We start from the raw sequence: 18,689 nt of genomic DNA, 5'->3' as shown, positions 1-18,689 counted from the left end.
AACGCTAGAAAAAGTAAAGTCTGCTGCTGCTTCTGTCCCGTCTATTGAGTCACTCAGACCCACTAACTTATCCGCTAAAGATTCTGACAATGCAGCGTTAACACCTATCGCAGACGCAATCCCGGCGATACCTGATAAAGTAAAACCACCATTATCAGAAATAGTGCCTGTTGCAGAGCCGCCAACATTTTGCATGCTGAAGCCAATCGTTTGAACAGCATCAGCACCCACTTGGAAGTTTCCTTCATAGGTTCCGTCAAGCAGGTTCTCGCCTCCAAACGTGGTATCCCCTGCAATTCTGTTGACCTCTTTCATCAAAGCACGTATTTCTTCTTGAATAGCTAATCGATCTTCGTCAGTGTTAGAGCCGTTGGCAGCCTGCGATGCAAGAGTTCTTACTCTTTGAAAAGACGATGTAATTTCTTCCATAGCGCCTTCAGCAGTTTGGGCTAGAGAAATTCCATCATTAGCGTTGCGGTTTCCTTGATTTAATCCTAGAATTTGAGACTGTAGTCTGTCTGAGATCTGCAGTCCAGCAGCATCATCGGCTGCGCTGTTGATACGAAGGCCTGATGAAAGTCGTTCAAATGCTTGATTTAAGCCAAGGCTTGAACTCATCATTTGACGCTGGGCATTTAACGAACTTACGTTTGTATTTACGATTAAACTCATGTCTTGTTCCTCAATCTAGCATTGACATACTGTGTCTTATTCAAGTATCGATAAGCTCAAGAAGCGCATATACTTGAAGTATTATCTCTTGATAATTAGTTAACGGCAGTCACATAATTTCCTTGATACTTTTTTTCAATTTAAAATTAAATTACAGTTTAAAATTAATTTTCCAGATAAATTTCATAGACTTACTTGAATTTAAAAGTTGGATTTTAGTACTTATCCTTGATGTCAAAAAGTAAAAATCTCCATATTTAAACCAATTAATAAGTTGTGAACCATCCCCCCCTTACATATTTAAAACAGAAGTTGTCCTGCGAATGAGTATTGCTTAAAGGGAAAGTGACATATGATTTCTGCTATCGAATATTTTAAATTTTGTCTAAAAACCAGCAGTATGGATTATCCAGAATCGTCTTTACGCGAGGTAACACACCTTATTGATAGCCCTGTAATTCAGACAATAGCGGTCGCGAACCAAAAACTCCAAATAAGTCGTTTATTAATTCGCAAGAGGAATTAATTGTTCTTATCCAAAGAGAGCCGATGATTGAAGCCGTACTATTTTATCGGTTAGAGAGACTGCTGTTTATTCACGGCGCTGACAACCCACTGCTTTCTCATTTGGCAAGAGCGCAATGAGACGCCGCACAGGCATGGAAATATATTACAGTACGGCAATCGGTGAAGGGTTCAACGTGCAACATGGGCTTGGCATTGTGATTGGTCCGCGCTTTTCGATAGGAAAAAACTTTACCATTCATCAAGGTGTTACCCTACGTCAAAAGCGCACCAATAGCCCAATTGAAACTATTACCATTGGTGACAACGTCACTATCTATGCAAATGCAACTCTGCTAGGAAATATCACCATTGGCGATAATGCTGTGATAGGTGCAAATTCTGTAGTGCTAAAGAATGTTGAAGCTAACGCTGTTTACGCGGGCTCGCCAGCGGTTCGCTTGAAGTAGCTTAGACCGGGTATGGCTTAGCAGTGATGTTTTTCGGAACCGCAATTTCAAAATACTAAAAATATCCTTAGTGCGATACTGACACCACTTGTTTAATTTTCTATATAAAGTTAAAAAGAGTTAACTCTGACACCTGGGGAAAGGTAGCTAAAGCTGCATTTAAAGCAACTTCTTGTTTTGCAAATTCAGTTGATAGTTTTGCGAAATCTGCATCTTCTATAGACGAGAGCGTGGTTTGCGCTGCTATCTGCAAGTCGAAGTTACTTAAACTCATACTTTGCGCGATATTCAGTCTTCCGCCAATAGAAGCTCGCTCGAGTGACACACGCTCCATTCCATTATCTAAACCGATTAACGCATCCGCTATGCCCTCCTGTAGGATTAGAGAATCAGTACTTGGGTCATTCAATAGCGCTTCAAATTCGTGAATAGTCTGCGCCATGCTTTTTCTTTGAGGCGCATCTAGTGAAAAATCAAACGAATCGCCTGCAATGGCATTGACTTCAAACTCCATACCCTTTAGCGTGAATGGCTCGCCAGAGGCAAAACTAGTGCTTCCTAACACAACCCCCGTTCCTTGATTGATAAGCTCAGCCTGCCCGCTAGCTAAAAAATTAATTCTGTAGTTATTATTTGCGGGATCGTAATTATTCTCGAAAAAATTATCGAAGTTATCTTGATTGCTTATAGTGCTTTTCGTCGGTAGCGGCACAGAACTGCCGTCAACGGTAAATTTTAGCCGACCTAACACATCTTCAAACACTTCAAACCCACTGGTAGTTGATTGGACTTTTGAACTTTCAGACAAATTAATAAAATTTTTGCCTTGGTCTCCAGAAAACGTAATCGCATTTCCTGAGGAAGCGGGCTCAAATGCAAACGCCTGCTTCCCAGATTGGAATCCTGAATAAAGGTAGTTACCGTCCGCATCTTTGGTATTCATTAGGTCTAATAGTTCTAGCTTTATTTGCTTGAGTTCTGAGGCTATTGCTTCTCTATCGGCTGCTGTATAAGCACCATTACCAGACTGGATAGCGAGCGCTCGTGCACGGTCGGCAGAGCTTCTCACACTGTCTAGAACAGTCTCCTGCAATTCAAGCGACCCGGTTACCAAATCATTATTTCTTTTAAACTGAGTCAAGCTATCTAGACGTTCGGTCAGTCTGAGCGCGTTAGCAGCTCCAACCGGATCATCACTAGGCTTTAATAGTTTTTTACCCGTAGCTAGCTGCTCTTGAGTCTTTGCCAAATCGCCCTGATTTTGCATAATCGAGCGCATGTTTTGATCATAAATTTGATTCGTTGATATACGCATAACTCACCTACCTTGCTGACTGCAAAATGGTATTAAACAATTCTTGCGCCGTAGACAAAATTCGCGCTGCGGCAGCATAGCTTTGTTGATACTTTATTAAATTTGCGGCTTCTTCGTCTAAGCTTACTCCAGACACAGACTCAAACCAATTCTGCGATTGAACCTTCATGGCTTCCGCTGAAGCAAGTGTTACTTTTGCCATCGAGGCATCTTCACCAATTCGGCCAACCATAGATGCATAAGCATCTTGGAAGGTACGTGGTGTATTCGTTGCCTCACTGCTCACTTGCACGGTATTTTCGTTTTGAATAGCCGCTAAATTAAGCGCATTACTGTTATCGTTAAAGCCATCTGTATTATAGCTGATCGAGAAACTATCCCCAGCTTTTGGCACGCCATCCAAGCTCAAATCAAAGCCTGGATCTGGGCTTATTCCCGCTTGACTAATGAGGTTAGTTAAATCAGTTGTGCCAGTTACTGTGGCTAAAACATTACCGCTTCCATCTACAACGTCGTATGTATCTGCGGCCGTAAAGTTAATTTGAGCTGGCGCTGAATTTAACAGCCCACCCGCTCCGTCAAAAGCAGAAGCGCCGACTTCTGTGTTAGATACCGTAACGTCAATAACATTTGCGCGTCCCAAATTTGTATTATTTGCTCCCGCTCTCACCGGGCTTGCAAACGCTAAATCTTCAGGGCGATTTGTCTCTAGTGTAATCTTAGACGCGATATCTTTAGTTGGCTGAATGAGAAACTCATTACCCACGGTATAGGGATCGGTCCCTGAGAAATCAACTTCAATACCACCGGGCAATTCATTAAATCCAGCTGTAACCGCGTAATTGGAATAGATAATATCATTGCCAGAAGCGTCTTTTTTCGGTGTGCCATCTGCATTTAATAGCGTAATTTCTATTTGGCTAGGCACGCCCGCAGTTACTGCCGTAACCTCAATTTTGTAGTCAGCATCCGTTAGCTCTGCACCTTTACCTTCGGTAATTTGTGCAGTTACAACATAGTCACCATTGGTATCGCTATATGCTAATCCGCGAAACGAAGGTATATCGAAAATATTGCTACCAAGTTGGCCGTCTAAGTCCATCCCCAATTTATTTTGCGTATTCATTGCATCGGCGAATGCTACTGATAGCTGACCAACATCCCGCATTGCAGGGCCTAAAATTTCGTTTCTGTACCCGAATAAACCGCCAAGTGTGCCACCTAAATCATCTTCTACGATACGTATTGAGGCATCAGCTTTTGTCTGTGAGCCAAAGTTTGTTTCTAGTTTAAGCTGCTTGAAAGTTAAGTCAGCATTGGTATTCAGTTCAAATAAATTAAATGCGCCATTTTCTAATACCAATGACTCACCAGAAGTCAGGTTAATTGTTACCGCTCCATTTTGCGTGGTGCTTTCTTTGACTGTTATTCCCATGATTGAAGCGAGCTCGTCTATCGCTTGATCTCTCTCATTAAGCAATGCGCTAGGCTGGTCGCTGGTATTGTTACCATTGGCGATAACTATGTTGCGGTTCAAGTCGCCAATATTGCCAATCAAGGTGTTTGCTCGATTCACCATCGACGTGAACTCTAGGTTGAGCTCTTCCTCTTTTTCTAGCATATAATCCGACAAGGTTCTCATTCGGTTATATAAAGACTCTGATTTACTCAGTACTTGTTCGCGTGACGCCAAATTAGTTGGATCATCAGCAGCAGTTTGCAACGCAGCAAAGTACTCGCTCATACCTTGAGAGATGGAATTAGCCTCACTCGCTAATAGGTTATCAATGGCCGTTGTTTTGCCAGAGAACGCTTCAAGCTCGCCGACAGAAGTAATGTCCCGGCGCAATTGGTTTTGTGCAAATACGTTGATGATGCGTTCGGTATTGCCGATTTCCACACCAAAAACCTGACTATTTTGAAGCTCAGTGCGCTCGCGAACGTAACCTGGCGTGTTGACATTGGCAATATTGTTGCTGGTCGTTTGTAAAAGCTTACTGCTGGCGTTTACACCACTGGTCGCTAATGAAAATAAATCAACAGAACTCACTATGTCATCTCCAATGCTATGGCATTAACGCGCTAAGACGGTCGCTGTTATACACTGCCATTATCTTGCTTGCGTATTCAGGGTCTGTAGCGTAGCCCGCTTCCTGAAGCGCATGGGTGTAACGCGCTGCATCAGAAGCATTCTCGACAGCATGGCTGTAGCGAGGTTGTGATGTGATAAATCGACCATAGTCTTCCATTGCATCTTCTACTGACGAATAGGACCTAAAAGCAGCCTTTTGTTTTTGAGGTAGTCCATTGTTAAATTCCAACGTGTCGACTACAGCCTGCTCTCCTTGCCATCCCTTATTTGCTTTAATGCCAAATAAGTTGTGCGAGCTTTCCCCATCCGCTTTATGGATAACGAATTTTCCCCACCCGGTTTCAACCGCGGCTTGGGAAATTATTGCTTTAGGATCCATTCCATATTTTGCCGCTACCTCCTCGGCTATAGGCATCAAGCTTTCAACAAACTGCTCAGGGTTTTCAAACATGGCATCTTTTTGTGCCGATTGGCTGCGAATAGATTCAGAAGAAAGCGCTATGTCTTGCGCTTCTGCCACCTTATACGCACGGCTTCTATTCAGTGACGATATATCACCGTCGCTCCTGATAACGCTGGCTGGTGTATAGCTATCCTCGGTCTGACCTAGCTGTTTAACAATAACATCAGCGAGACCTAATCCCCCACCTGAGGTAAGGTCTGTCGCTAATTGTTGGTCATGCATATCACGATAAAACTTAACTTGCTGAGAATTAAACGGGCTATCTTCATCAGCAAGGGCATCTTGCGCTTTACGCATAGACTTCAACATCATTTGCACAAAAATCGCTTCAAACTGCTGGGCAGCCTCTTGCAATACTGTCTCGTCACCTGATGCGATAGCTTCGCGCATTTTATTAATGCTGCCCATATCGTGGACATTGCGTGCCATATCAAGCTGACTTTTTGTGCTAAGTGATTCCATCGTACTTTTTCCGCTATAACCCTATCGTGCTTGCTTAATTCTCATAAATGCTATTAGCTCGTCTTAAATGATCACAAGCTCACCACGCAAAGCACCGGCTTGGCGTAATGCTTCTAAAATTGCCATTAAATCGCCTGGCGCCGCACCTACCTCATTTACCGCACGCACAAGTTGGTCAAGGGTAACGCCTGGCTCAAACTTGAACATGCGGCTGTCTGCTAAATCGACATCAACAATAGACTGGGTCGTAACGGCAGTCTGGCCTTCGCCAAACGCGTTAGGTTGCGAAACTTGCTGGTTTTCAGAGATGGTTACGGTTAACCCACCGTGGGTAATCGCTGCAGGCAACAAGCGAACGTCACTGCCTATAACAATGGTGCCTGTACGGCTGTTTATTACCACACGCGCTGGGGCATCAGCTGGTGTAAATTCGAAGTTTTCTAAGGTAGCCAAAAAGCCCACGCGCTGACCGACATCTCGCGGGGCCGACACGCGAACAGACGCTGCATCAATGGGCTTAGCAATAACATAGCCATTTTCCGGCTGTGCACCTAAGCGCTCGTTGATCGTATCTGCAAGCGACTTGGCTGTTGAGAAATCTGGATAATGGAGGTTAAGCGTTAACGTGTCACCATTGGCAAAGCCTGTTGGTACAGATTGCTCTACCATCGCACCGTTTGGAATTCTTCCTACCGTTGGCGTATTAACGACAATACGAGAGCCATCACCGCCTTGTGCGCCAAACCCGCTCACGACTAAGCTGCCTTGCGCTACAGCGTAGACTTTACCGTCAACACCGCGAAGAAACGTCTGGAGCAACGTTCCGCCTTGAAGACTGGCCGCTTCGCCAACTGAAGAAACCGTAATATCAATGGTTTGTCCGGGTTTTGCAAAAGCAGGCAGGTCGGCGTGTACCGCCACTGCGGCCACGTTTCGTATTTTCGGCTTGGTGTTAGCGTCAAGACTGATACCAAAGTTACGCAGCATGGTTCTGAAACTCTGTTCGGTAAACGGGCTTTGTTCACCCGTTCCAGGCAAACCTACAACAAGACCATATCCCACTAATTGGTTACTACGTACGCCTTGAATACTCGCTACATCTTTAATGCGCTGCGCACCTGCCTGTGAAGATAAAAGCATTGTGAAAGCGGCTAATACTACTGAAAACAAACGCATGTTCACTCTCCTATCCTAAAACCTAAAGAGGCCACCAAGCAGAATCAAAGAACTTGGTTAACCAACCCTTTTCTTGTGCTCGCGCAAAACTTCCCGTACCCGAATATTGGATACGCGCATTTGCAACCTTAGTGGACACGATTTCATTCTCGGGACTAATGTCTGCCGGACGAATGATGCCGGTAAGACGGATATATTCATCGCCCTGATTCAGGGTTAGCCACTTTTCGCCACGAATAACAAGGTTGCTGTTAGGAAGTACGTCGACCACAGTAACTGAGATAGCGCCGTTTAAGCTGTTGCTTTGGTTAGCTGTGGCATCACCGGAGAAATCTCGGGATGAACTTATTCCCAATTGTACCGACTCTCCGCCAATATTTATCGCTTGCCCAGCAAGCCCGGTAATAGGGTTAAGATTGACGTTTGAATCTTTCGCTGTGCTAGTGTCGGCTGATTTGCTCGCTTGGGTATTCTCGCTTAACGTTACAGTGATGATGTCACCGACTCTTCTTGCGGTAACGTCAGAATATAAGTTGTTAGCAAGCTGCGAACGAAAAAGCGAGCCATCTTCTACTACCGTTTCACGCGGGTAATCTGGCACTACCGGTGCAAACGACGGGTCGTTTGCCTGAACGGGAGGCTCGTTTGTACTGGCGCAACCGCCAAGTATCAGAAGTGCAGCAGATAAACCTAAAATACGCATGATGCTACCTACTAAAGTTGCTGAATAACCTGACCAAGCATTTGGTCGACCGATGAGATAACCTTTGAGTTCATCTCATACAAGCGCTGGCTTTCGATAAGGTTTACTAACTCTTCGGTCACGTTTACATTAGACGTTTCCAACGTGCCTTGTGAGATATAACCCAAACCTTGCAGACCAGGGATCCCCTGAATAGGTGCACCGCTTGACGCTGTCTCTACATAAAGGTTTTGTCCGGTTGGTTGTAATCCGGTTGGGTTAACAAAGTCAGAAATATTAAGCTGACCGAGTACCTGCGGTTCAGCTTGGCCCCGTATGCTCACGCTAATTTCACCATCTTGAGAAATTGTGATTTGTTGCGCATCTTCGGGAATAGCCACTTCAGGCTGAAGCAAAAAGCCCGCGCCAGATGTAACAATTTGGCCTTGGTCGTTCAGTGAAAACTGACCATTTCTCGAATATGCAATGGTGCCGTCTGGCTGCAATATTTCAAAGTAACCACGGCCCTGAATTGACATATCAAGCGCGTTTTCAGTGGTTAACAGGTTACCTTGCGTGTGTGCTTTTTGAGTAGCAACGACCTTCGAGCCTGAACCAAGCATAAGCCCAGAAGGTAGCTCTGTGTCGGCTGACGAACGACCGCCTGGCTGATTGATATTCTGATAAAGCAAATCTTCAAACACCGCGCGGTCTTTTTTAAAGCCCACTGTTGATGCGTTTGCTAGGTTGTTAGACACCACGGCCACATCAGTCTGTGCGGCGTCTAGTCCGGTTTTACTTATCCATAGTGCTGGATGCATGTTAACCTCCGACGTTGCTCATAGGGCAACGGTGATAAAAATTCTTTTACAGGATGCGTAGTAGCTGATTACCGCGAGTATCAAGCTCTTCTGCTTGCTTCATCATTTTGACTTGAAGCTCGTAGTGACGCTGCAGACTTATCATGTCCACCATTTCGTCAACAGCATTAACGTTGGAACCTTCAAGCATGCCCGACATTACTTTTACGTTGGCATTGGCTGGCGCTATTGAGCCATCTTCCATTCTAAATAAGCCGTCATTGCCACGTTCCATGTCTGCATAGTTTGGACTAACTAATTTAAGTCGCCCCACTTCTTCAATAACATTGGCAGGGGCACCTAACTGTCTCATCGACAACGTGCCATCGGCGGCGATATTGAGGTTATCTAAAGGAACAGGAAGGAATATTGGCCCATTGTCACCAAGCACGACGCGATCGTGGATATCTGTCAAAATTCCGTCATCGCCTAACTTGAAATTTCCATCACGCGAGTAAGCTTCTTGACCATTTTGATCTTGTACAGCGAACCAACCATCACCTTGAATGGCTACGTCTAAATCGCGGTCTGTTTTAATCATCGGACCCGACTCGTAGTTATTCGACGGGCTCTCTGTCATGGAAAACACGCGAGTCGGCAAACCTTCGCCGTAGGCCGGCATTGACCTTGCCTGCTCTAACTGCGCTCTGAATCCCGTTGTCTGTGCATTAGCCAAGTTATTGGCCCTAATCCCTGTTCCTAGTAGGTCTTGGGAGGCGCCACTTGCTGAAATATAGAGAAGTTTGTCCATGACTGACTTTTGACTCTGATTAAACCTTAAACAAGATTTTGCAAAGGCAGTGCCAATCTGTGGATATTTAGTGCAATTGAAAAATAAGGGCGGTATTAAATTGATATATATAGAAAAATAAAAAGGTCGCATTGTTGCGACCTTTCTAAATCGGGTCAAATAGGTACGGTTTTCCGCGCCTAAAATTTGCCGCTTAGCAATCTGCTAATGTGGCTTACTGCAAACTATCGAATGTTAAGGATAGTCTGGTTTAGCGAGTTGTTCACTTCAAGCGCGCGCGAGTTTGCCTGGAAGTTACGCTGAGCGATAATCATGTCGATGAGCTCAGTGGTAAGGTTAACGTTAGCTTGTTCTAGCGCCGAAGAGTTAATTTCGCCGAAAGTACCGGTTGTTGCTTCACCCGCTAGTGCCTCACCTGAAAGAATACTTTCCTTCCACTGAGTACTGCTCTCTTGAGTTAGGCCTTGTTCATTAGAAAAGCGAACCAAAGCGACACGAACAATAGGTTCAGACGTACCATTAGAGAACGTCGCGCGAACCAAGCCATCCGGACCAATGTCGATACCTGTTAATCGACCTACAGGCAAACCGTCCTGTTCTAGTGAAGTAACTTCAAACGCAGAGGCGAACTGAGTCGGCTCATTAGGCGTCGCGTTATTAACATCGAGGTTAAAATCAATGCTTATTTGCTGAGTAGGATCTGAGCCATTAGCAAGAATACCTGCGCCTAACGCTTCTGTTTGCATTTTGAAATCAAGTGTAGGTAGGCCATCAGGCGTTTCCATGCCAGCAAAATCACCACCTTGAGAGAAGATAAGTTTAGATGCTGTTACGGCGTTACCAGTGTTACCACCGACACTATTTACTGCTGTTGCTGGGTCTGTGTCATTACCCGCTGAATCTGTCATATCAACTAGCGTGTCATCGATTGCAGTAGCAACATACCACTCATTATCAACACCCGGTGTCGCATCCTTTATGAAGTAATAGGTCATTACGTGACTATCACCTAACGAATCGTAAACGGTTACCGATGTTGCGGCGTTGTAGGTAAGCGGATCTTCAGGGTCAAAATCTTGTGGATCTAGGGCTGCATCACCAGCAGGCAAGTTCATTCGAATGTCAACTTCTGTGGTTTGTGCGGGAGAACCCGAAGAGTCTGGAATACGCACTGGCTCAGTAGTACTAAGTGCTACCGAGGCACTTGTACCATCAGAGTTAACGGGGAAACCCAATAAGTTATCGCCGTTACTGTTAACCACGAAATTGTCGCTATCTAACTTGAACTGACCCGCACGTGTGAACGAGAAGTCGCGAGACGTAATTTCAGGTACTGTCGCAAAGAAACCATTACCCGTGATCGCCAAATCAAGCGAGGTATTGGTAAACTGAAGGCTACCTTGAGAAAATTGCTGAGCAACTTCTTGAGTGAGTACACCGTCACCTACTTTAGTTTTACCACCTGAAAGCAGTGATGCCGCATAAACATCGCCAAATTCAGCGCGAGATTCTTTAAAGCCAACTGTATTTACGTTTGCGATGTTGTTGGCGGTTACATCCAAATCTTTTTGTGCGGCTGATACGCCACTCAGTGCAATATTAAAAGACATTATTGATTCTCCTACTAACTGCCGATTTGAATGACGTCATCAAGATTGATACTGACATCACCATCCAAATTCAAAATTACGCCTTGACCACTACCAGCCAAGCTTACACTTCCAACATGGCGATTAACGGCGGTATTCAGCTGAACACCTTCTCCATTCAACTCGCCAGTGGCACTGATAACATATTCACCCGGTGCCATCTGGTTGCCATGCTTATCTTTGCCATCCCATTCAAACTCAATGTTGCCAGCGCTTTGTGTGCCTGCATCAATGGTTTTTATGACTTCACCAAACTGGTTCTCAATAGTGATCGTCATATTCTGAACTGTTTTTTCATTCACGATGACACCCGAAATGCCATCGCCTTCATTGGCCATATAACCCACGTTACCTTGAACCAGCACGTTTTGCCCGATAAGACTAGAAGCTTGTAACGCTTGATTCGATGTCATTGAAGCTGCAAACGACTCAAACTTTTCGTTAAGCTGGGAAATACCGTCGGCCATCGTAAATGATGTCATCTGCGCTACCATTTGATCGTTATCAACGGGTGCAGTGGGATCCTGATTGGCTAACTGCTCAGTTAACATTGAGAAGAAATCTTCCTGGGTTAACTGCTGCTCGGTGCCGTCAGCTATTTTGACGGTTTCCTCTTGCCAATACAGATCAGTATTTAAGCCAGTATTGTTTATGGTATTCACTGAGTAATCCTCACATTATTCAAGCGGCAAGTTACTGCCCTTGACCTAGCTGCAGTACGCGACGGAAAATACGCTTTGTGGTGTCCGCAACCTGTACGTTAGTTTCATACGCTTTGGACGCTGACATCATATTCGCCATCTCTTCCACAATGTTCACGTTGGGTTTATAGATGTAGCCGTTTTCATCTGCCATCGGATTGTTAGGTGAATACTCCACTTGCAAAGGAGCATCACTTTCTACAATCCCCTTTACTTGAACACCTGCACCTTTTGACTGATCGCGCATTGCATCTTGCAACGCCGTAGCGAAAACTGGATGGCGAGCTCGGTATGTTTCGTCATAGCTGCTGCTAACCGAGTTAGCATTGGCAATATTACTTGCCGTAGTATTAAGGCGTACATTCTCCGCCTCCATACCCGTACTCGAAATTTGCATTACATTAAATAAACTCATGACTACTGACCTCCTGAGCTAAGCGCTTTTTTCATGCCTTTAATTTTTCCGTTCAAAAACTCTAGGCTGGCTTGGTAGCGCAATCCATTGTCTAAAAACCGATTTCTTTCCGCTTGAACTTCAACCGTATTCCCGTCGCCAGTGTCTGGTTGTGTTGGGATGCGGTATTGCATGTCAAAGTTTGCCGCTACTGACGTAGAATTGCCGCTTAAGTGGCGATCATTTGTCCGCACCATTCCTGAAGAAGCGTGATTGGCTGTACCACCAGATGCTTCTCGCATAGCCGACTGCATTGCTTTATTAAAATCAATGTCCCGCGCTTTATAACCAGGCGTGTTTGCGTTCGCTAGATTTCCAGAAATCACTTCCATACGCTCTGTGCGTATAGTGAGTGCTGACTCATGAAAGCCAACCAGCTTATCTAGGTTAATAGCCATAACATGACCTCTGACATACTAAAAATTTGTTTCGTGGTGACAATGTAAGCGGACAATTAAATATCGAATCTTGCCGTTTTACTGTCGTTTGTAGAAATAGTTAGCAAGGCAAATGCCATAATGAGATTTTGACGGAGGGTGTAAGTCAAAAGTGTCGACCTGATCTTAAAAAAAAGTATTATTTATCAGGCCGATAAGTTAGATCATTTTTTTTGATAGTAAAGGCCAGGGTGGCACTTAACCATACTGTAGGTATCACTTGCAGCGCTGATTGATTCAGAGGCGCCAAGGAAAAGCACACCCTGAGGCTGCAGCTGTCCGGCAATTTGTTGCAGGATGCGTTGTTTTACTTCGGCCGAGAAATAAATCAAAACATTACGGCAAAAAACGATATCAAAGCGGCCAAGTGCTGCATAGCTCGAAAGTAAATTTAGACTTCTAAAGCTTACCATCCGACGAACGTCGGGTTTTACCTGCATAAGCCCGCTATCATTTTGCTGGAAAAAGGCCTGTCTCCTTTGCGGGGACAATCCCCTTGCAAGGGACAGTTCGTCATAAATACCTAACTCACACTTTTGCAGCATTTCTGACGATAAATCTGTAGCAACAATTTCAACACCCGCTCTTAATGCACCTGGCCTTTGGCGCTGATATTCAAGTACAGACATCGCAATAGAATAAGGCTCTTGTCCAGACGAACAAGCGGCACTCCATATGCGAAGTTTCTGATTTTTTGCCGATAGTGTTGGTAGTAACTCTTTTACAAGTAAATCGAAGGGATAGTTGTCTCGAAACCACAACGTTTCGTTTGTGGTCATTGCGTCAATAGCGTTCTGTAGTAAAGTTCTGTCGAACCCTTTCACAACCACGTCAATCAGTTCGTCAGCAGACTCATACTTATGCTTATAGAGTAATGAAGCTAAACGGCTGCGCACCAGGTATTGTTTATTATCACCTAATACTATGCCGCATTGCTTTTCCAAAAACTCTCTAAACTTGAGGTAACTTGCTGGCGAAACGTCTTTATTAGCCAATCCTATCTTGCTCCGTTATTCGCACTCAGTCATTAGCCACTTTTGTACCGCGGTAGCAAGTTCATCGGGGTGGAATTTCGCGATAAAGTCATCAGCCCCTACTTTCTGCACCATAGCTTGGTTGAAGACACCACTGAGCGACGTATGCAATACAACATGAAGCTTTTGAAGTTCAGGCGTATTTTTAATTTCGGCAGTTAGTGTATAGCCGTCCATTTCTGGCATCTCGATATCTGAGACCAGCACGCCTACACGGTTCGTTACATCGCCATATTCTTCCGCAATTTCTTTAAGCCTGTTTAATGCTTCAAGACCGTTTTTAGCTAGCTCAATTTCTAAGCCTAGTGAAGTTAGGGCCTTTTTAACTTGGTTTCGCGCTACCGCAGAGTCATCTGCAATAAAGATAATTTTGTTCTCTTGGCCTTCGGTTGTCAGACCTTCTGCCACCTCTGAACTTACTTCGGCATTCAACGGAGAAATTTCATTTAAAATTTTCTCAACGTCTAGAATTTCAATAAGTTCATTTTCAACTTCAGTCACCGCCGTTAAATAGCTTGCTCTGCCAGTACCTTGAGGTGGCGGCATGATCGCATCCCAATTGGTGTTGATGATACGCTCTACGGCACCCACCAAAAAGCCCTGAACTGAACGGTTATATTCCGCAATGACAATAAAGGCATTAGAGAGATCTTCAATTTTACGGCCGCGAGTTGCCATACTTAAATCAATGACCGATATGGTTTGACCACGGATGTGCGCCACACCACGAACCAACGGGTTTAATTTCGGCATTGCTGTTAGCGGAGGACACTGAAGCACTTCCCGCACTTTAAAAACGTTAATTCCAAAGCGTTGGCGGCCGTTCAGTCTAAACAGCAGCAACTCTAAGCGATTCTGCCCAACAAGCTGCGTGCGCTGGTTTACTGAATCTAAAATCCCCGACATAGGTCACCTCTAAGTAATACTGGGCATGATCATTGCCTCTTATGATAAAGATAGACAATATCACTAAATTTTTGCAGGTCAAACGACAGAAAAATGACACTAAATAGCATTTTTCAGGCTTTAGTAGGGTTTATACCTTAACTTAATCAATGATCCTGCGTTGACGCTCGTGCTTGTAAACCTTATGGATTTACTTTGGCTGTTATTTATTTGCACTAAGCAAACCGGCCGTATTAAGCATAGTCAATAACTTGTAAACTGAACACGAAAAGTCATGATGAAAAATATGAACGCCAAAACGCGCCTTACATTCACACGATTACTGTCATTGACCGTTTTCAGTGTGCTTTCTATGAACTGCTTGGCGACACAAACCAATCACAAACAGGTTGAAGAAGGCGCAAAACAATACCTAATAACTCAACTTGCTGATAATACGCAGGATACTAGCATTGATGTGTCTATTGTGAAGATAGACGATAGGATAAATATTCCTGACTGCCCAACTGGGTTCGAATACAATGCGTCGCAAGAAGCGCTGAGCCAATCGTATATATCAGTTAGAGTGAGCTGCAGAAATAATGAATGGTACCTTTTCACCAGCGGGCAAGTAACGCGTACCAAAGAAATTGTTGTCACTCAAGGCGCAATAAGTCCAGGAACCGTACTGACATCATCGAATCTCTCTCTGGCAAAAGTTGATGTAAGACGATTACGCCATACCGCATTTACTGAGCTAGAAGCGCTTATTGGGGCTAGAATAAAACGCCGAGTGACTGACGGACAAGCTATACAGTCAAATATGCTATGCTTTGTGTGCAAAGGCGACAGAATTACCATAACTGCTGAGGTAGCAGGAATGGAAGTGAAAACAGCCGGAATCGCTCAGCAAGACGGTGTTGTTGGTGACAATATTAAGGTAATTAATGCCAGTAGCCAAAAGGCGGTGATAGCAAGAGTCGCAAGCCCTGAAGAAGTCGTGATACACTTATAAACGAGGCAGCGAATATCTACTTTTTTGTTCACAATTTAGCTAAAGAAATTAGCCAAAAAGCCGATAAACTTTATAGAGGCGAAAAAGTAGTGAGGACTAATTATGGCAATTAACAATATAAACAATGGGTTACCGAAAACACCCGTTGATAATGGAAAGGTTGCGCAGCAAAACCAAACGCAGCAATCTCCACAGCAGGCATCAACACAGGCTGCGCAAACCGCATCAGTTCCGCGCCAGGATTCTGTATCGTTGACGCAATCTGCTCAGCAGCTCAACCAGGTTCAGAAGAAAGGTTCGGAAGCGCCTGTGAACCAAGATAAAGTCGATCGCCTTAAGCGAGCGATTCAAAGCGGCGAGTATAAAGTTAATCCTGAAGTGCTTGCCAACAAGATTGCAAAACTAGAAGGTGAGATTTTTGGCGCTAAATAGTGAGCGACAAAACTCGTAACTAACCAGAAGAGAGCTAACGTGACTGAACAAGCAAGCCAATTGACACAAGCACTAATAAAGCAAGTGGAACAACTGTCTTCACTTGCCGTATTGCTTGAAAAAGAATTGCAACTTATCAGTTCGCGAGACGCAGAATCATTAATGAACTTATTAGACGAAAAGACAGCACTGTTAACGTCTATTCAGGCTCTCGATGGAAGCATTGAGCGCACAATTAGCGATCAAGGCTCAATGTCAGAAGAAGATGAAGCATTAATGGAAAATGCAAAGAAACTTCTGGACGATTGCAAATACCGCACACAAGTCAATCAAAAAGCCGTAGAGCAAGGACAGCTACGCCTCACACACTTACGTAACTTGATGATGGAAGTTCGTGCCAAAGAATCGCTCACCTATGACAAAAAAGGAAAGCCGAAAGGCGGGACTTTAGGGTCGGGAGTGAGCGCCTAATTTTTTTGCGATTTCAGTAAACCCCACTCAGCGAGCTTTAACCGTTAAGCCTTAACCGGTAAAAGTAAATTATATCTCTGTGAATTTACGCATGTTTTAAGACTTCACGATACAGCCACTTGCGCAAACACCCCTTTCGCTAACGTTTAATAATACTTAACATCCTTTACTCGGCGCGGTTTTGCGGTCGACAGATATATATCGTAAACCCGCTGCATATCTAAAGCGAGTTCGGTGACGTATGTATCTTCACCTACCGGATAGGCTTTTACGACTTCAGCGCCTCTAATGACCCCCTCTACAGATGCTCGCAATGTTTCGCTATCTATAACCAAGTGAGACAGAGACTGATTGCCTTCAATTTTTTGACCATAGACTTGTTCAGTGAGCTCTCGGTATGCATCTAATTTTGACGCTTTCATCGCCATTATAAGCTTCATGCTGTCGCTTTCGCCATGCTGAGAAGAAATCGGCGCATAGCCTACCGCCTTGAGCACGGGATAGCTTTCTGGTTCTATTGTTTCCCACTCAACGTGTTTATCAATAATGCCGCATCCACCAGTGCTTATTGCTAAACCAAGAAAGCAAGACAGCAGCAGCGATTTTGATTTATGTATTTTTTTCAAGCGCATAGTTTCATTTCCAAATTACATTATTAATAAAATCAAATGTGTAGTTACGCTACTCTCGTCGGTGGCAGCCTTGTAACTACGAGATACTGCCATACTCGCGGTAGCAGATTTTGACATATTTAAACTGACGCTTTTTACAAACCTTTTGCAAGATATGTGCAAGATATGCGCCCGATTGATTTAATGGCGACGAAACCACATCAACTGGCACTCTTTTCGCATGCTTAGCCTTATAAACCGGGCGCTTTGCATAGCGCAGTTAGACAAAAACCTCCAGAGGTGTGCGGTGCGACATATTAGCAAAACAACGCTGGTAACTATTTTAAATGCTGTCGTGGCGGTAACTTGCCTGTTTGCATTTTTCGTTGGGCAAGCAAATGCCGTGTGGTACGAGGCTACAGGACAGGCTGTGGTGCGAAATGGTGATAAGGAAACTGCCAGACATGCGGCTACCCAAGAGGCACTTAAGCAAGCCATGCTTTTTGCAGGCGCATCAGTTCATAGTGTCGCCAAGCTTACAAATGGTCTTCTTAAAAATGAAGAGATGACCATTCGCTCTGCCGGCGAAGTTGAACAACTGGAACTGGTTGATGAAGTTTATAGCGGCGATGTGATTACGGTAAGTATTCGCGCTGACATTTTTCCAAGAGGAAAAGTGTGTGCCGCACAAAATGACCAAAAACATTTCGCTACCACACATTTCAGGGTACGTAACAGAGCGCAACTAACACAGGGTAATATTCCCAATTTCGATGCTTCATTCACCCAGCAGTTAGCGCAGGCCATGCGAAATAAAACTGAAAACCTAGATATTATCTATATCGCGCCACATACTGCAAAATTTGACAGTCGATATACTGACCAAAATGTACGCACGCTTTCAGCGCAAAGTAATACTCAATTTGTGCTGGTGGGCATGATAGATGATTTAAGCGTGACACGGGAAGAGGCTTCGGTTTTTACACCGTGGCGTGAGGGTACTTCTCGACGCTCCTTTGCTATGACCATTCAAGTCTATGACGGCATTAATGGAGGCCTGTTGTTGACTAAGTCTTATCAGAATCAAGGAGAATGGACATTCGACAGATTCGAAGATGTAGATGAATTTTCGACGAAGTTTTGGCAGTCGCTTTATGGGCAAACTGTCAACGCGACAATAGCAGAAGCGATTGAAGACATAAAAGAAGCCACTGCATGCCAGCCGATGACAGGTAGAGTGATTAATGTTGCCGGCGATAAAATTTCTGTATCTTTAGGCAGAGACAATGGCATTTCTGAAAAAGATGAACTTTACCTTTATCAAGCTAAAGAGATTGTCGATAACCGTGGCCGTAAATACTTACAGTACTCGCTATATCCTGGCAAATTTGTAGTGAGTAGTGCCTACGGTAATTCGTCTCTAGTAGTAAACGAAGGTGCAGGAATTATCGCAAACATTCAAGAACACGATTTTGTAGTAAAAAAATAGTCTTTCTCGATCTGCCTTAAACAGTTTAGAGTTCCCAGTTTATATAGTACTTTCGTCATCTAAG

20 protein-coding genes are annotated in these 18,689 nt (G+C 44.3%); 5 read left to right on the top strand and 15 right to left on the bottom strand.

Going from position 1 to position 18,689, the window contains the following annotated elements; all coding sequences use genetic code 11:
* Positions 1 to 672 (bottom strand): flagellin (locus tag BIZ39_RS07275; RefSeq protein ID WP_187446679.1); only part of this gene is annotated, 672 nt, incomplete at its 3' end.
* Positions 673 to 1,313: 641 nt separating this feature from the next.
* On the opposite strand from BIZ39_RS07275, the gene BIZ39_RS07270 reads away from it, so the two are divergent.
* Entirely contained in the window at positions 1,314 to 1,646 is a 333-nt protein-coding gene (locus BIZ39_RS07270) for a serine O-acetyltransferase (RefSeq protein WP_187446678.1), read from the top strand.
* Positions 1,647 to 1,746: 100 nt separating this feature from the next.
* Here BIZ39_RS07270 and flgL read toward each other — a convergent pair whose 3' ends face one another.
* The 13 genes from flgL to BIZ39_RS07205 all read right to left on the bottom strand — a co-directional run bounded on the left by flgL (position 1,747) and on the right by BIZ39_RS07205 (position 14,628).
* The gene (gene flgL / locus BIZ39_RS07265) at positions 1,747 to 2,961 is read right to left on the bottom strand and encodes a flagellar hook-associated protein FlgL (protein ID WP_187446677.1); all 1,215 of its coding nucleotides are present in this window, start codon (positions 2,959 to 2,961) and stop codon (positions 1,747 to 1,749) included.
* A gap of 7 nt (positions 2,962 to 2,968) precedes the next feature.
* On the bottom strand, positions 2,969 to 5,011 hold the full coding sequence (flgK, locus tag BIZ39_RS07260; RefSeq protein ID WP_187446676.1) for a flagellar hook-associated protein FlgK: 2,043 nt from the start codon (positions 5,009 to 5,011) through the stop codon (positions 2,969 to 2,971).
* 16 nt (positions 5,012 to 5,027) lie between these two features.
* Positions 5,028 to 5,978 carry a flagellar assembly peptidoglycan hydrolase FlgJ gene (gene flgJ / locus BIZ39_RS07255; protein ID WP_187446675.1) on the bottom strand — a complete coding sequence of 317 codons (951 nt, stop codon included), beginning with the start codon at positions 5,976 to 5,978 and terminating at the stop codon, positions 5,028 to 5,030.
* A 63-nt stretch (positions 5,979 to 6,041) separates the two neighbouring features.
* Positions 6,042 to 7,154 (bottom strand): flagellar basal body P-ring protein FlgI, encoded by a 1,113-nt coding sequence (locus BIZ39_RS07250; protein WP_014975877.1) that lies wholly within the window; start codon positions 7,152 to 7,154, stop codon positions 6,042 to 6,044.
* A 22-nt stretch (positions 7,155 to 7,176) separates the two neighbouring features.
* Complete coding sequence (gene flgH / locus BIZ39_RS07245; RefSeq protein WP_014948599.1) at positions 7,177 to 7,857, bottom strand: flagellar basal body L-ring protein FlgH; 681 nt, start codon at positions 7,855 to 7,857, stop codon at positions 7,177 to 7,179.
* Positions 7,858 to 7,868: 11 nt separating this feature from the next.
* On the bottom strand, positions 7,869 to 8,657 hold the full coding sequence (flgG, locus tag BIZ39_RS07240) for a flagellar basal-body rod protein FlgG (RefSeq protein ID WP_014948598.1): 789 nt from the start codon (positions 8,655 to 8,657) through the stop codon (positions 7,869 to 7,871).
* 46 nt (positions 8,658 to 8,703) lie between these two features.
* A complete protein-coding gene (locus tag BIZ39_RS07235; protein WP_014948597.1) occupies positions 8,704 to 9,447 on the bottom strand; it encodes a flagellar basal body rod protein FlgF in 744 nt (247 codons plus the stop codon).
* A gap of 224 nt (positions 9,448 to 9,671) precedes the next feature.
* Positions 9,672 to 11,057: a flagellar hook protein FlgE gene (gene flgE, locus BIZ39_RS07230; protein WP_014948596.1), complete on the bottom strand. Its 1,386-nt coding sequence runs from the start codon at positions 11,055 to 11,057 to the stop codon at positions 9,672 to 9,674.
* Between the two features lie 14 nt (positions 11,058 to 11,071).
* Positions 11,072 to 11,758 carry a flagellar hook assembly protein FlgD gene (flgD, locus tag BIZ39_RS07225; RefSeq protein WP_012517628.1) on the bottom strand — a complete coding sequence of 229 codons (687 nt, stop codon included), beginning with the start codon at positions 11,756 to 11,758 and terminating at the stop codon, positions 11,072 to 11,074.
* Positions 11,759 to 11,789: 31 nt separating this feature from the next.
* Complete coding sequence (gene flgC / locus BIZ39_RS07220) at positions 11,790 to 12,212, bottom strand: flagellar basal body rod protein FlgC (protein WP_012517627.1); 423 nt, start codon at positions 12,210 to 12,212, stop codon at positions 11,790 to 11,792.
* Positions 12,213 to 12,214: 2 nt separating this feature from the next.
* The gene (flgB, locus tag BIZ39_RS07215; RefSeq protein WP_014948594.1) at positions 12,215 to 12,649 is read right to left on the bottom strand and encodes a flagellar basal body rod protein FlgB; all 435 of its coding nucleotides are present in this window, start codon (positions 12,647 to 12,649) and stop codon (positions 12,215 to 12,217) included.
* A gap of 203 nt (positions 12,650 to 12,852) precedes the next feature.
* A complete protein-coding gene (locus BIZ39_RS07210) occupies positions 12,853 to 13,683 on the bottom strand; it encodes a CheR family methyltransferase (protein ID WP_187446674.1) in 831 nt (276 codons plus the stop codon).
* A gap of 15 nt (positions 13,684 to 13,698) precedes the next feature.
* Entirely contained in the window at positions 13,699 to 14,628 is a 930-nt protein-coding gene (locus tag BIZ39_RS07205; protein ID WP_014948591.1) for a chemotaxis protein CheV, read from the bottom strand.
* Positions 14,629 to 14,905: 277 nt separating this feature from the next.
* On the opposite strand from BIZ39_RS07205, the gene flgA reads away from it, so the two are divergent.
* From flgA to flgN, 3 genes are all read left to right on the top strand, one after another.
* A complete protein-coding gene (gene flgA, locus BIZ39_RS07200; RefSeq protein ID WP_014948590.1) occupies positions 14,906 to 15,622 on the top strand; it encodes a flagellar basal body P-ring formation chaperone FlgA in 717 nt (238 codons plus the stop codon).
* Between the two features lie 102 nt (positions 15,623 to 15,724).
* On the top strand, positions 15,725 to 16,054 hold the full coding sequence (gene flgM / locus BIZ39_RS07195; protein WP_014948589.1) for a flagellar biosynthesis anti-sigma factor FlgM: 330 nt from the start codon (positions 15,725 to 15,727) through the stop codon (positions 16,052 to 16,054).
* A 39-nt stretch (positions 16,055 to 16,093) separates the two neighbouring features.
* On the top strand, positions 16,094 to 16,525 hold the full coding sequence (flgN, locus tag BIZ39_RS07190) for a flagellar export chaperone FlgN (RefSeq protein ID WP_187446673.1): 432 nt from the start codon (positions 16,094 to 16,096) through the stop codon (positions 16,523 to 16,525).
* A gap of 146 nt (positions 16,526 to 16,671) precedes the next feature.
* Here the strand turns inward: flgN and BIZ39_RS07185 are convergent, their stop codons facing one another.
* The gene (locus BIZ39_RS07185) at positions 16,672 to 17,157 is read right to left on the bottom strand and encodes an LPP20 family lipoprotein (protein ID WP_187446672.1); all 486 of its coding nucleotides are present in this window, start codon (positions 17,155 to 17,157) and stop codon (positions 16,672 to 16,674) included.
* A gap of 286 nt (positions 17,158 to 17,443) precedes the next feature.
* On the opposite strand from BIZ39_RS07185, the gene BIZ39_RS07180 reads away from it, so the two are divergent.
* On the top strand, positions 17,444 to 18,625 hold the full coding sequence (locus BIZ39_RS07180) for a flagellar assembly protein T N-terminal domain-containing protein (RefSeq protein ID WP_168463045.1): 1,182 nt from the start codon (positions 17,444 to 17,446) through the stop codon (positions 18,623 to 18,625).
* Positions 18,626 to 18,689: the final 64 nt, after the last annotated feature.

Source organism: Alteromonas sp. BZK5 (genome assembly GCF_014349115.1).
In the GTDB taxonomy this organism is placed as follows: domain Bacteria; phylum Pseudomonadota; class Gammaproteobacteria; order Enterobacterales; family Alteromonadaceae; genus Alteromonas; species Alteromonas macleodii.
This window is presented reverse-complemented; position numbering and strand designations above follow the sequence as displayed.